At 69.5% G+C, this 13,241-nt stretch carries 10 protein-coding genes and 1 pseudogene; 2 read left to right on the top strand and 9 right to left on the bottom strand.

The window, feature by feature from the left end:
- Entirely contained in the window at positions 1–483 is a 483-nt protein-coding gene (locus tag AC6CCG_RS17630; protein ID WP_496655899.1) for a DUF1990 domain-containing protein, read from the top strand.
- A 399-nt stretch (positions 484–882) separates the two neighbouring features.
- On the opposite strand, the gene AC6CCG_RS17625 is transcribed toward AC6CCG_RS17630, so the two are convergent.
- The 9 genes and pseudogenes from AC6CCG_RS17625 to ruvB all read right to left on the bottom strand — a co-directional run bounded on the left by AC6CCG_RS17625 (position 883) and on the right by ruvB (position 11,534).
- Positions 883–1,371, bottom strand: coding sequence for a GNAT family N-acetyltransferase (locus AC6CCG_RS17625; RefSeq protein ID WP_496655898.1), 489 nt, complete (start codon positions 1,369–1,371; stop codon positions 883–885).
- Between the two features lie 79 nt (positions 1,372–1,450).
- A complete protein-coding gene (locus AC6CCG_RS17620; RefSeq protein ID WP_496656286.1) occupies positions 1,451–3,673 on the bottom strand; it encodes a RelA/SpoT family protein in 2,223 nt (740 codons plus the stop codon).
- 631 nt (positions 3,674–4,304) lie between these two features.
- The gene (locus AC6CCG_RS17615; protein ID WP_496656285.1) at positions 4,305–5,336 is read right to left on the bottom strand and encodes a potassium channel family protein; all 1,032 of its coding nucleotides are present in this window, start codon (positions 5,334–5,336) and stop codon (positions 4,305–4,307) included.
- 134 nt (positions 5,337–5,470) lie between these two features.
- Positions 5,471–6,010 (bottom strand): annotated as a pseudogene (locus tag AC6CCG_RS17610) (adenine phosphoribosyltransferase); the annotation flags it as partial.
- Positions 6,007–7,260: a protein translocase subunit SecF gene (secF, locus tag AC6CCG_RS17605; RefSeq protein ID WP_496655897.1), complete on the bottom strand. Its 1,254-nt coding sequence runs from the start codon at positions 7,258–7,260 to the stop codon at positions 6,007–6,009. The pseudogene AC6CCG_RS17610 and the gene secF, both read right to left, overlap by 4 nt.
- Position 7,261: 1 nt before the next feature.
- Positions 7,262–8,947 (bottom strand): protein translocase subunit SecD, encoded by a 1,686-nt coding sequence (secD, locus tag AC6CCG_RS17600; RefSeq protein WP_496655895.1) that lies wholly within the window; start codon positions 8,945–8,947, stop codon positions 7,262–7,264.
- Positions 8,948–9,002: 55 nt separating this feature from the next.
- Positions 9,003–9,545, bottom strand: a complete 543-nt coding sequence (gene yajC, locus AC6CCG_RS17595; protein WP_496655894.1) for a preprotein translocase subunit YajC — start codon at positions 9,543–9,545, stop codon at positions 9,003–9,005.
- A gap of 156 nt (positions 9,546–9,701) precedes the next feature.
- Positions 9,702–10,481, bottom strand: coding sequence for an SDR family NAD(P)-dependent oxidoreductase (locus AC6CCG_RS17590; protein WP_496655892.1), 780 nt, complete (start codon positions 10,479–10,481; stop codon positions 9,702–9,704).
- Positions 10,482–10,490: 9 nt separating this feature from the next.
- Positions 10,491–11,534: a Holliday junction branch migration DNA helicase RuvB gene (gene ruvB / locus AC6CCG_RS17585; RefSeq protein WP_496655891.1), complete on the bottom strand. Its 1,044-nt coding sequence runs from the start codon at positions 11,532–11,534 to the stop codon at positions 10,491–10,493.
- 168 nt (positions 11,535–11,702) lie between these two features.
- On the opposite strand from ruvB, the gene AC6CCG_RS17580 reads away from it, so the two are divergent.
- Positions 11,703–13,226, top strand: a complete 1,524-nt coding sequence (locus AC6CCG_RS17580) for a family 43 glycosylhydrolase (protein WP_496655890.1) — start codon at positions 11,703–11,705, stop codon at positions 13,224–13,226.
- Positions 13,227–13,241 lie beyond the last annotated feature (15 nt).

Below are 13,241 nucleotides of genomic sequence, written 5' to 3'. Positions count from 1 at the left end.
GTGACCGCCGAACTCAGTTACGCCGAGGTCGGCGCGACCCGCGGAGCCTTGCCGTCCGGCTACCACCACGTAGCCCGTTCGGCCGAACTCGGACGGGGCCGCGAGTGTTTCCGGGCCGCTGCCGAACGTGTCCTGAACTGGGACCTGCAACGGCGTTCCGGTCTCGGCGTCGATGCCACGGGCCCGGTCGTCGAGGGCCTGCAGGCGGTGTTGACGATCGGCCCGGTGAAGGCTCCGGTCCGGATCGTCTACGTCGTCGACGAGCCGCGCCGGGCCGGCTTCGCGTACGGGACCCTGCCCGGCCACCCGGAGTCCGGCGAGGAGGCCTTCGTCGTGGAGCACGGCGAGGACGACTCCGTCCGGCTGATCGTCACCGCCTTCTCCCGCCCGGCCACCCTGCTGACCCGCCTGGGCGGGCCGGTCGCCCGCCTGGTCCAGCGCTTGATCACCGACCGCTATCTCCGTGCCCTGTCGCAGAAGTGACGCCAGTTCACCGAAACGCTCTTCCAACGGTAGAAGGGAAACCAGCGTCACTTCTGCGACTCAGGTGTGCGCGAGCAACCGGTCGCGCGGTGATCTTGGTGACGCTGCCGCAGTTCTGCAGGCGCGCGACGGGCCTGTCCGTCCACGCCCGCGCACTGACACCGGTCTTCCGGACCTCCTGCTCCCCTGGTGTGGTGGTCACCAGCCGGGCGCTGATCGATCACGACGGCGCCACCTCAACGCGCGTTCGACCCCAGCGACGACGGCCACGCGCGTCTCGAGGTCGCAGCACGCCGAATCGGCCTCGGCTCTCGCGATCTCTGTCGCAGAAGTGACGCCAGTTCACCGAATCCCGCTTTTCCAACGGTGGAAGGGAGAACTGGCGTCACTTCTGCGACATCAGTTCAGCGGCAGGTGCATCACGTGGAGGCCGACCAGGCCGTGCTCGCGGTGGTCGAAGGCCTCCGGGACCGTGCCGATGATCGTGAAGCCGAGGGCCTGCCAGAGGTGCACGGCAGCGGTGTTGGTCTCGACGACGGCGTTGAACTGGATGCCGTGGTAGCCGTTCCGGCGGTGCCAGTCGATCATGTACGTGGCGAGGGCCCGGCCGACGCCGCGCCCGCTGCGGTCCGGGTCGACCATGAAACTGGCGGTGCCGATGTGACTGCCGGCGCCGGGCCGGTTGGGGCCCATCTTGGCGCTGCCCAGCACCTCGGCGCCCTCGACCGCGACCACCGCGTGATCCGGCGGCGGCTGCAGCCACAGGTCGCGGGCCTGGTCGGAGGTCAGGTCCAGCGGGTAGGCGTACGTCTCGCGCGCCTGGACGATGCGGTCGAAGAACGGCCAGATCCGAGGCCAGTCCTCCGCCGTCGCGGTACGGATCTCCACGACGCCAACCGTAGCGACCGGTCAACTCTGCAGCGACACGCCGTCAGAACGCCTGCTTTTGTGACCGGTCGGCGGGTGTTTATTGGTTGATGCGGTAGACGTCGTAGACCGAGGGGACGCCGCGGACGCCGCGCAGGACGTGGTCCAGGTGGGTCGGATCGGCCGTCTCGAAGGTGAACCGGGCCTTGCAGATCCGGTCCTTCGTGGTGGACAGCGTGGCCGACATGATGTTGACGTGCTGGTCGGACAGCGCGCGGGTGATGTCGGAGAGCAGCCGGTTCCGGTCCAGCGCCTCGACCTGGATCGCGACCAGGAACGAGCTCTTCGCCGTCGGTGCCCAGCTGACCTGGACCAGCCGTTCCGGCTCGGCCCGCAGGCTGGACGTGTTGACGCAGTCGGTCCGGTGCACCGAGACGCCCTGCCCCTTGGTGACGAAGCCGATGATGTCGTCGCCGGGCAGCGGGGTGCAGCACTTGGCCAGCTTCACCAGCAGGTCGCTGGAGCCGTCGACGTGGATGCCGCAGTCGTTCGCCGAGGTCGACGGACGCCGCCGGCGCCCGGTGACGACCTGGTCCTCGCCCGCCTCGTCCGCGGCCGCGTCGGCGCCGCCCTCGACGCTGATCAGCCGGTTCAGGACTGCCTGGGCGCCGACGGTCCCCTCGCCCACCGCCGCGTACAGCGACGACACGTCGGGCATCTTGAAGAAGCCGGCCACCGCGGTCAGGTGTTCGAAGGTGAGCAGCCGCTGCAGCGGCAGACCGCCCTTGCGGAGCTGCTTGGCCAGCGCCTCCTTGCCGATCTCGATCGACTCCTCGCGGCGCTCCAGCGTGAAGTGGTGCCTGATCTTGTTCTTCGCGCGCGGGCTCTTGACGAAGGTCAGCCAGTCCCGGCTCGGGCCGGCGCCGGCCGCCTTGGAGGTGAAGATCTCCACCACGTCGCCGTTGGCCAGCACCGACTCCAGCGGCACCAACCGGCCGTTGACCCGGGCGCCGATCGTCTTGTGCCCGATCTCGGTGTGGATGGCGTACGCGAAGTCGACCGGGGTGGCGCCCTGCGGCAGCGAGATCACGTCGCCCTTCGGCGTGAACGCGTACACCTCGGTGCTGTTGATCTCGAACCGCAGCGAGTCGAGGAACTCGCTCGGGTCGGCGGTCTCGCGCTGCCAGTCCAGCAGCTGCCGGACCCACATCAGGTCCGTGCCGTCGCCCTTGATCGGGCTCGGGCCGCCCTTGCCCTCCTTGTACTTCCAGTGGGCGGCGACACCGTACTCGGCGCGGCGGTGCATCTCGTCGGTCCGGATCTGCAGCTCCACCGGCTTGCCCTGCGGTCCGAGCACGGTGGTGTGCAGCGACTGGTACATGTTGAACTTCGGCATCGCAATGTAGTCCTTGAACCGCCCGGGCAGGGGATTCCAGCGGACGTGCATCTGGCCGAGCGCCGCGTAGCAGTCGCGCACGCTGTCGACCAGGATGCGCAGGCCGACCAGGTCGTAGATGTCGTTGAACTCGCGGCCGCGGACGACCATCTTCTGGTAGATCGAGTAGTAGTGCTTCGGCCGGCCGGTGACCGTCGCCTTGATCTTGGCGCCCTTCAGGTCAGCCTCGACCTGGGCGATCACCTCGGACAGGAACTCGTCGCGGCTCGGCGCCGCCTTCGCGACCAGCCGCACCACCTCGTCGTACACCTTCGGGTGCAGAGTGGCGAAGCAGAGGTCCTCGAGCTCCCACTTGATCGTGTTCATGCCGAGCCGGTGCGCCAGCGGCGCGTAGATCTCCAGCGTCTCGGTCGCCGTCTTGGTCTGCTTGTCCGGCCGTACGTAGTGCAGAGTGCGCATGTTGTGCAGCCGGTCGGCGAGCTTGATCACCAGCACGCGGATGTCGCGGCTCATCGCGATCACCATCTTGCGGATGGTCTCCGACTTGGCCGACTCGCCGTACTTGACCTTGTCCAGCTTGGTCACGCCGTCGACCAGCAGGGCGATCTCCTCGCCGAACTCGCGGCTCAACTGGGCCAGCGTGTACGGCGTGTCCTCCACCGTGTCGTGCAGCAGCGCCGCACAGAGCGTCGACTCGGTCATGCCGAGCTCGGCCAGGATCGTGGTGACGGCCAGCGGATGGGTGATGTACGGGTCGCCGCTCTTGCGCAGCTGACCGGTGTGCCAGCGCTCCGCCGTCCGGTACGCCCGCGCGATCAGGCCCAGATCGGCCTTCGGGTGGTTCGCCTTGATCACGGCGAACAGCGGATCGAGCACCGGCGTGGCGCTGCGGCCGCCGCTGCCGAACCGGGCCAACCGCTGCCGCATCCGGACCCGCGGCTGCTCCGGGCCGGTGGTCAGCCGGACCGGCACCGCCGGACTGGCCGGAGCCGCGTGCCCGTTGGTCCCGTTCGAGGTGCCGTTGTTGCCGTTCGCGTTGGGATCCAACTCGTCCAGCGGCGGCCGGACCCTGGGGGTCAACGGCGACGGCGGGCGGGACCCGTTGCCGGTCGGAGTCGGAGTTGGAGCCGGGGCCGAGCGGGCGCGCCGGGGCGACGGGCTCGTCTCCGGGCCCGAGTCGACGGCCGCGTCAACGGCTGTCCGCGGGTCGCTCACGGCGAACACCCCCTCACCAGTTCTGCCAAGTCTAGGGCTCATACCGGACCGGGAGTTCAACCGCTTCGGCTCCCACGCCCGCCACGCCCGAGACTGTTCACGCAGTTGAAACGCTCAGACTGCCCTGTGGCATTCCCGCTGGCAAGTCCTCGGCCAGGAACGCCGGGCCGATCTTGCCCTCGCCGCCGGTTCGTGCAGTGAGGCGTGCCGAACCCCCGGTGCGGTTTTTCACGGGACATGAAAAGTTGGCGCTATACCAGAGAAGCGTCTGTGGTAAAGCGACGGTTTTTCACGGGACGTGAAAAACCGACGGTGGGCGTGGCGGCAGGGGTCCGGGCGGAGATCAGACCTCGGGCTCGGGTTCCCGGTCGCCGGTCAGCTCCGCTTCGGCGCGCCGCACGACGACCACCTGGTCGCCGGTCTGCAGGCTGGCCACGGTCGGGTCGTAGAACCGGCGCAGGGTCTTGTTGCGGACCACCGCGACCACGTGTTCGGTACGGATGTCGGCGGGCTGCCGGCCCACCTCGTCGGCGGTGACCTGGCGCTCGGCCACCTCGAGCCCCTCCCGCGTGGACAGCAGGTCCTCGATGACGGTGCCGAGGTTGGGGCTGACCGCGGACAGCCCGAGCAGCCGGCCGACCGCCTCGGACGAGGTGACCACGGCGTCGCCGCCGGACTGCCGGACCAGCGAGGCGTTGTCCTCCTCGCGGACCGCGACGACGACGTGGGCGGACGGGTTCAACTGCCGTACGGTGAGCGTCACCAGGATCGCCGAGTCGTCCCGGTCCAGGGTGATGATCACCTCGCGGGCCTTGACGATCTCGGCCCGGCGCAGGATGTCCCGCCGGGTCGCGTCACCCTCGATGGCGGCGTAGCCGCGCAGGTTGGCATCGTTGATCGCGCTGGCCCGGCCGTCGATGATCACGATCTTCGACGGATCGCAGCCGCTGTTCTCCAGGGTCTCGACGGCACTGCGGCCCTTGGTGCCGAAGCCCACGATGACGACGTGGTTGCGCATCCGTTTCCTCCACCGTCCGTCCATAAAGATCCGCCGGCCCTCGGTGGCCAGCACCTGCAGTGTCGTACCGACCAACAAGACCAGGAACATGACCCGGAGCGGCGTGATCAGGATCGCGTTGAGCAGGCGGGAGTGCGGCGCGATCGGAGTGATGTCGCCGTAGCCGGTCGTGGTCACGGTGACGGTCGAATAGTAGATCGCGTCGATCAGCGAGACCTGGCCGTCGTAGTTGTCCGTGTACGCGTCCCGGTCGAACCAGACCAGCGCCACCGAGACCGACAGCAGCAGCGCGGCCAGCAGGATCCGCTGGACCAGTTGCCGGGACGGCGACGGCCGGTTGTCGGGCAGGCTGACCATCGCCTGGTTGCGCCAGTGCCCACGATTGGACCGGACCCATTGCCGGCCGAAGGCGCTCACCGAGGTGCAGCGGTTTCGCTGGCGGCGTGCTCCGGGCCGGCCGCCTCCTCGGTACCCTCCGGCGCCTCGAACTGCAGCACCGAGACCACGTCGGTGATCCCCTGCTCGGCCAGCCGCTGCCGGCCGCCCAGGTGGTTCAGCTCGATCAGGACGGTGACGCCGACCAGCTCCGCACCGGTGGACCGGATCAGGCCCGCCGCGGCGCCGATGGTGCCGCCGGTCGCCAGCACGTCGTCCACCAGCAGCACCCGGTCGCCCGGGGCCAGCGCGTCGGCGTGGATGGCCAGCGACTCGGAACCGTACTCGAGGTCGTACTTGGTCTCGAGGATCTCGGCCGGCAGCTTGCCGGGCTTGCGGACCGGGACGAACCCGGCCCCCAGCGACAGCGCGACCGGGCTCGCGAACACGAAGCCGCGGGCCTCCACGCCGAGCACCGTGTCGACCTCGGACGGGGACAGCCGCACCAGCGCCTCCACCGCCTTGGCGAGGCCGCCCGGCGAGGCGATCAGGGGCGTGATGTCCTTGAACAACACGCCGGGTGTCGGAAAGTCCGGCACGTCGCGGATCAGCCCCGCCAGCTGCTCCTTGGTCTGGTCGGTGACGAGGGTGGTCACGATTTCCTCCGCTGGCTCCTTGGCTTGTTCTGCGGTTGCGGCCGCTTCGCCGCGGCGTCGGACACCGGCCGGCTCACCCGCGACGGCGGGCTGGCGGCCGACCCGACCGAGATGGGCATCGACGACTTCGCCTTCGGGTAGTTCTCGAACTCGGCGTCGTCGTTCCGGTCCTCGGTGGTGACCGGACCGTCGGGTTCGGCCGGCTTCTTCGCGGCCGGCTTGGCGGCGGTCGCCGCGGCTTCGGCCGGCGCGGACGCCTTCTCCTGCTTGGCCCGCCGGGCCAGCACCCGGGCGGCCAGCTTCTTCATCTCCGGCTCGCGCTCCTTGAGCTGCGCCAGCAACGGGGTGGCGATGAAGATCGACGAGTACGCACCGGAGACCATGCCGACGAACAGGGCCAGCGACAGGTCCTTCAGCGGCCCGACGCCGAGGATGAACGCACCGGCGAACAGCAGGGCGGCCACCGGCAGGACGCCGATGATCGTCGTGTTGATCGACCGGACCAGGACCTGGTTCACGGCCAGGTTCGCGGCCTCGGAGTAGGTGCGGGTATTGCTCGTCTTGAGGTCGCGGACGTTCTCCCTGACCTTGTCGAAGACCACCACGGTGTCGTACAGGGAATAGCCGAGGATGGTCAGCATGCCGATCAGCGTCGCCGGCGTGATCGTGAAGCCGGACAGCGCATAGATCCCGACGGTCAGGATCAGGTCGTGGATCAGGGCCGCCAGCGCGGTCAGCGACATCTTCCAGTTGCGGAAGTAGACGCCGATCATCAGCGAGACCAGGCCGAGGAAGACGAACAGCGCGATCACGGCCTGCTGGGTGATCTGCTGACCCCAGGACGCACCGATCAGGCTGTACGTCACGTCGTCGCCGGGCACGCCGGCGACCTCGCCGATCGCCTTGCGGACCTCCGGCACCTCGGTCTCGGCGTCGAGCGTCCGGGTCTGCACTCGGACGGTGTTGTCACCGATCGTGTTGACCTCGATGTCGTCGAGGTCGGGGACGCCCGAGTCCTTGACCGCTTCGCGCACCTGGTCGACCGTCTGGGCGTTGACCTGCATCCCGACCTGGAAGTCGGCACCGCCGACGAACTCGATGCCGAGGGTGAGCCCGCGGAGCGGGATCGCGGCGAGGGAGATCACCAACAGCGCTGCGGAGATCAGGTAGAAGATCTTCCGCTTGCCGACGAAGTCGTACGAGACCTCGCCGGTGTACAGCTTGTGGCCGAACTGGGACAGCCTGGACATGTCAGGCCTCCTTCGGGGCCGGGTCGCCGACCTTGACGGTGCGCCGGCGGCCTCGGCTGCCGGGCAGGGCCGCGACACCGAGGTGGTTCGGATCGAGCCCGGACAGCTTGTGCCCGCCGCCGAAGAACTTGGTCCGGGCCAGCACGCTCATCAGCGGCTTGGTGAACAGGAACACCACGGCGACGTCGATCAGCGTGGTCAGGCCGAGCGTGAACGCGAAGCCCTTCACGGCTCCGATGGCCAGGATGAACAGGATGATCGCCGACAGCATCGACACCGCGTCCGCGATCAGGACGGTCTGCCGGGCCCGCAGCCAGCCGGTCTCGACCGACGTGCGCAGGCTGCGCCCGTCGCGGACCTCGTCTCGTATTCGTTCGAAGTAGATGACGAACGAGTCCGCCGTGACGCCGATCGCCACGATCGCGCCGGCGATGCCGGGCAGGTTGAGCGCGAACCCGACCGACGAGCCGAGCAGCACCATGAACGCGTACGTCACGGCCGCCGCGACGACCAGCGAGGCCAGCACGACGATGGCCAGGCCGCGGTAGTAGAGCAGTGCGAACAACATGACCAGGATCAGGCCGATGATGCCGGCGATGATGCCGGCCTGCAGCTGCTCGCCGCCGAGGGTCGCCGACACGTTGTCCACCGAGGAGACCTCGAAGGCCAGCGGCAGCGCACCGTACTTCAGGATGTTGGCCAGCTCGGTCGCCGTGGCCTGGTTGAAGCTGCCCTCGATCTGAGCCCGGCCGTCCGGGATCGACACCGTCGTCGGCGCCGAGACCACCTGGCTGTCCAGCACGATCGCGAACCGGTTCTTCGGCTCGGTCTGCGCCGAGAGCGCCTTGGTCACCGCGGCGAACTGCTTGGTGCCCTCGTCGTTGAACTGGAGGTTCACCACCCAGCGGACGTCGTTCTGCGGGATGCCCGCCGACGCGGTGCTCAGCTTGTCGCCGGTGATCAGGGTCGGGCCGAGCAGGTACTTCTCGGTCTTCTCCCGGTTGCAGGTCATCAGCGGCTGGTCGGCCACGTCGGGGAAGTCGTCGCCGCACTGGTAGCTGGCGAACTCGGCCTGGTCGTTCTGGCTGGGCTGCCAGGTCAGGCCCTTGTCCTCCGGCGTGCCCTTGCCGGGCTCGGTCGGCCGCGGCGTCTTCGGCGGCGGCGGCGCGGTCGGCAGCTGCGGCGCCGGGCGGCCGTTGCCCGTCGGCGACGCGGTCGGGCTGGTCGACGCGCTCGGCGACGGTGAGCCGCTCGGGGCCGGCGTCTCGCTCGACGACGGGGTCGGCGTGGGTTCCGGCGCCGGCGGAGTCACCTGCTCCGCCGCGTACACCGCCCGGAACCGCAGCACCGCGGTCTGCCCGACCAGCCGGACCAGTTCGTCCTGCTGGACGTTCGGCACCGAGACCGTGATCTGGTTGCCGTTGGCCGTCGTCACCTCGGTCTCACCGACGCCGAGGCTGTCCACCCGGTTCTGGATGATCGTCTGGGCCAGCTTGAGACTTTCCTCGCTGACCGGACCGCCGCCGGTGAGATTGCTCGCCGTCAGCGTGATCGTGGTTCCACCCCGCAGGTCGAGACCGAGCTTCGGGGTCCAGGTCTGGTTGATCGCCATGATCCCGAAAAGGGCGGCGACCAGGACGGCGAAAACGATCAGGATACGGCCCGGGTGGCCGCTGTTCGATGCCACGTGCTGCTAGTTCCTTGTCGAGAGCTGGTGCGAAGTCATTCCTTGGGCGCCGCGGTCATTCCTTGGGCGCGCCCGGGCCGCCGCCGGTCCCCGGTCCGCTGCCGGTGCCCGGCCCGGTGCCGTGGTCGGACGGCTGCTGCTCCGCCGCCGGCTGATCGTCGGCCGGCTTGTCCGCCGGGGTCTCGTCGGCGTCGTCCTGCTTGATCGAGTACTCGCGCCAGGTCTGCTCCCCCGGCTCGTCGGCCTCGGTCTTGGCGGCGTCGGCCTCGTCCTTCAGGTCGAGCGTGGAGGCCGGTCCCTCGGCGGGCTCCGGCACGGTGTCGTTGACCGACTCCGGGTTGTCCTCGTCCTCCGGCCCGGCCACCCGCACGATGGCCTGCTTGAGCACGGTGAGTTCGTTGCCCGGCGAGAGTTCGAGCACAGCCTGCTTGTCGCCGATCCGAATGATGGTGCCGAACACGCCGCTGCCCAGCAGCACCTTGGTCCCCGGCTGCAGCGCGTTGAGCGTCTCCTGCTGCTTCTGCTGCCGCTTACGTTGCGGCCGGATCATCAGGAAGTAGAACGCGACGACCATGAGACCGATCAGGACGATCGTCATGACTGGCGAATTGGGGTCCATGTCTCCACAAATCAGCGTCAGGGCGCGGGGTGCGAGACCCACGCCGGATGTGCGCCGGCAAGCGCCGACCGCCGTACTCTACCCAGTCTCCCTGGGAACAGACAGACGGCAGCGGCCGCGAGTCCGGACCTGGCCTCAATCGGACGGCGGCCCGGAGCCGGTCAGCAGACCGCCGTCGACCGGGAGGACGTGGCCAGTGATCCAGGCCGCATCGGCCGAGGCGAGGAAGGCCACCGCCCCGGCGACGTCCTCGGGTTCACCGACCCGGCCGAGCGGATACAGGCCACGGAGCCGGTCGGCGCCGCCGGGCTGCTCGTCCCAGACCCGGGTCCTGATCGTGGCCGGGGCGACCGCGTTGACCCTGATCCCGTCCCAGGCCAGGGAGGCGGCCAGATTCCCGGTCAGCGACGTGAGCCCGGCCTTCGCCGCCGAGTACGGCTCGCTGCCGAGCGAGGTCAGCCCGTTGATCGACGTGATCGTGACGATCGAGGGGCCCGACGTGCTCCGGCGGAGGTACGGCACCGCGGCGCGGCAGCAGCGCACCACCCCCAGCAGGTTCAGATCCAGCATCCGCGACCAGACGGCATCGTCGGTCTCCTCGAACGAGCCGTGCAGCGTGTCACCCCCGGCGACGTTGATCAGGATGTCGAGCCCGCCCTGGGCCGCTCGGTCGACGGCCCCGGTCACGGAGCCGGGATCGGTGACGTCCAGCCGGTACGCGAGATGTTCACCGCCCGGCGTGGCGGGCAGGTCCGCCGCCACGGCCCGGGCCGCGGACTCGTCGAGGTCGGTCACCACGATCCGGGCACCCTCGCGGGCGAGTCGCTCCGCACAGGCGCGGCCGATCCCGTACCCGGCGCCGGTGATCAGCGCCGTACGGCCGTCGAAGCGGAGCTCAGGGAACTGATGCGGCAACGGTCCTTCCTAACTGAACAGGTCGGGCGGTTCGTCGACCGCACCCCGGACGCCGGCCGGCGGTGTCAGGCCCAGGTGCCGCCAGGCGGCCGCGGTGGCCACCCGGCCGCGCGGGGTACGCATCAGGAAGCCCTCCCGGACCAGGAACGGCTCGGCCACCTCCTCGACGGTCTCGGCCTCCTCACCGACCGAGATGGCCAGCGTGGACAGGCCGACCGGCCCGCCACCGAACCGCCGGCAGACGGCGTCCAGTACGGCGCGGTCGAGCCGGTCCAGGCCGAGCTCGTCGACCTCGTACAGCTCCAGGGCGGCGCGGGCGACGTCCCGGGTGACCAGGCCGTCGGCGCGGACCTGGGCGTAGTCGCGGACCCGGCGGAGCAGTCGGTTCGCGATCCGGGGCGTGCCGCGGGACCGGGAGGCGATCTCGCGGGCCGCGTCCGGCCGGACCTCGACCGTGAGCAGGGCGGCCGACCGGTTGACGATCCGTTCCAGGGCGTCGTCGGCGTAGTAGTCCAGCTGGGCCGTGAAGCCGAACCGGTCCCGCAGCGGCCCCGGCAGCAGGCCGGCCCTGGTGGTCGCGCCGACCAGGGTGAACCGCGGGATCTCGATCGGGATCGCGGTCGCGCCCGGACCCTTGCCGACCACCACGTCGACCCGGAAGTCCTCCATCGCGAGATACAGCATCTCCTCGGCCGGCCGGGACATCCGGTGGATCTCGTCGAGGAAGAAGACCTCCCCCTCGACCAGTCCGGACAGGATCGCGGCCAGGTCACCGGCGTGCTGGATCGCCGGGCCCGAGGAGATCCTGATCGGCGCGCTCAGCTCGGCGGCGATGATCATGGCCAGCGTCGTCTTGCCCAGGCCGGGCGGGCCGGACAACAGCACATGATCGGGTACGGCCTCGCGATGCCGGGCCGCGTCCAGCACCAGGCCGAGCTGGTCCGAGACCCGGGGCTGACCGGTGAACTCGGCCAGCGTGCCGGGACGGGTCGCCGATTCCAGCGCCCGCTCGTCCGGCTCGGCGTCCGGGTTGGTCAGATCGATCTCGCTCATCGTGGCCATTGTGTCAAGGGCCGACGGCTCGGACGGGCCGACGGGCCGCCGGCCGTCGAACTGGTCCAGCGGGGGCCATTGACGCGGCGTGCACCGGCTGGCGACGATGTATGCGTATACAACGACGTCTACGAGCCGCCTGAGGTGAGCTCGACCCCGGGAGGCGAGATGCACGTGACAGCTGTGCCCCGACGGAACCCGATCCTGATGCTGGCCCTGCTGTTCCCCGTCCTGCTGGCGCTGGGACTGTGGGTCGCGCCGGTCCGGGCGGAAGCCGAACCGGCCGCCGCGACGCCGGCGCAGACGGTGCGCAACCCGCTCCGGGAGGGCGTCGCGGATCCGTGGCTGTTCACCCATCGCGGGACCTACTACCTGACGTACACGACGGTGGACCGGATCGTCCTGGTCAAGGCGAAGTCGGTGGCCGAACTGGCCACCGCGCCGTCGACGACGATCTGGCAGGACTCTTCGCCGGAACGCTGCTGCCACATCTGGGCACCGGAGATCCACTTCATCAACGGCCGGTTCTACGTCTACTACACGGCACAGGAGAACAGTTCCGACCTCGGGAAGCACCGGATGTACGTGCTGGAGAGCCAGGGCTCCGACCCGATGGGCCCGTACGTCTTCAAGGCGAAACTGGCCACCCAGAACGACTTCTCGATCGACGGCACCGTGCTGACGATGCCGAACGGGAAGCTCTACCAGGTCTGGTCCGGCCACCTCAACGGCAGCCCGCAGAGCCTGTTCATCTCGCGGATGACGAACCCGTGGACCCTGGACGGACCGACCCGGCTGCTGTCGGAGCCGACCTACGACTGGGAGAAGCACGGGCTGGTGAACGAGGGCCCGACGGCGCTGCGCCGCGGCGACCGTACCTTCCTGTTCTACTCCGCCAGCCAATGCGCGACGCCCGACTACGCGGTCGGCATGCTCGAGTTCAAGGGCGGCAACGTGCTGGACCGGCGGTCCTGGAAGAAGTCGGCCAGCCCGGTGTTCCAGCGCAACGACGCCAACTGGGTCTTCGGTCCGGGGCACAACAGCTTCTTCCGCTCCCCCGACGGCAAGGAGGTCTGGAACGCCTACCACGCGGTGACCAGTTCCAGCGGTGCACCGTACGGCAGCTGCGGCGGCGACCGCTCGCTGCGGATCGACAAGGTCGGTTTCACCAAGGACGGCACCCCGAAGCTCGGCGTACCGTCGGCGAGCTGGCAGAACGTGGCACTGCCGTCCGGTGATCCGGGCGTCGCCCCGGTGCCGGACGGGAGGTACCGGATCGCGCCGAAGAACATCCCGGCCGGGGCGCTGGACGTGCTCGACTGCTCGACCGCGGACGGTGCCGACGTGTCGGTCTGGAACGACGTCGGCAGCGCCTGCCAGCAGTGGCAGCTCAGCTATCTGAACGACGGCACCGGGACCTACAAGATCATCAACGCCGACACCGGGAAGGCGCTGCACCTCGACGGGTGTTCGCCGGACCTCAACGCCAACGTCGTGCAGTCCGGCTACACCGGTGCCGACTGCCAGCGCTGGTACGTGGACCGGCTGCCGGGCGACTACGTCCGGATCACGTCCAGGATCGGCGGCCGCTCGCTCGACGTGGCCGGCTGCTCGAGCACGCCGCGCGCCGACGTCCGGGTCTGGAACTACTGGCAGGGCGACTGCCAGAAGTGGAAGCTGAACCCGGTCTAGCCCCAGTGCGCGTTG

Source organism: Microlunatus sp. YIM B11417 (assembly GCF_059617205.1).
The sequence above is the reverse complement of the archived record's forward strand: the minus strand, read 5'-3'. Positions and strand labels throughout refer to the sequence as shown.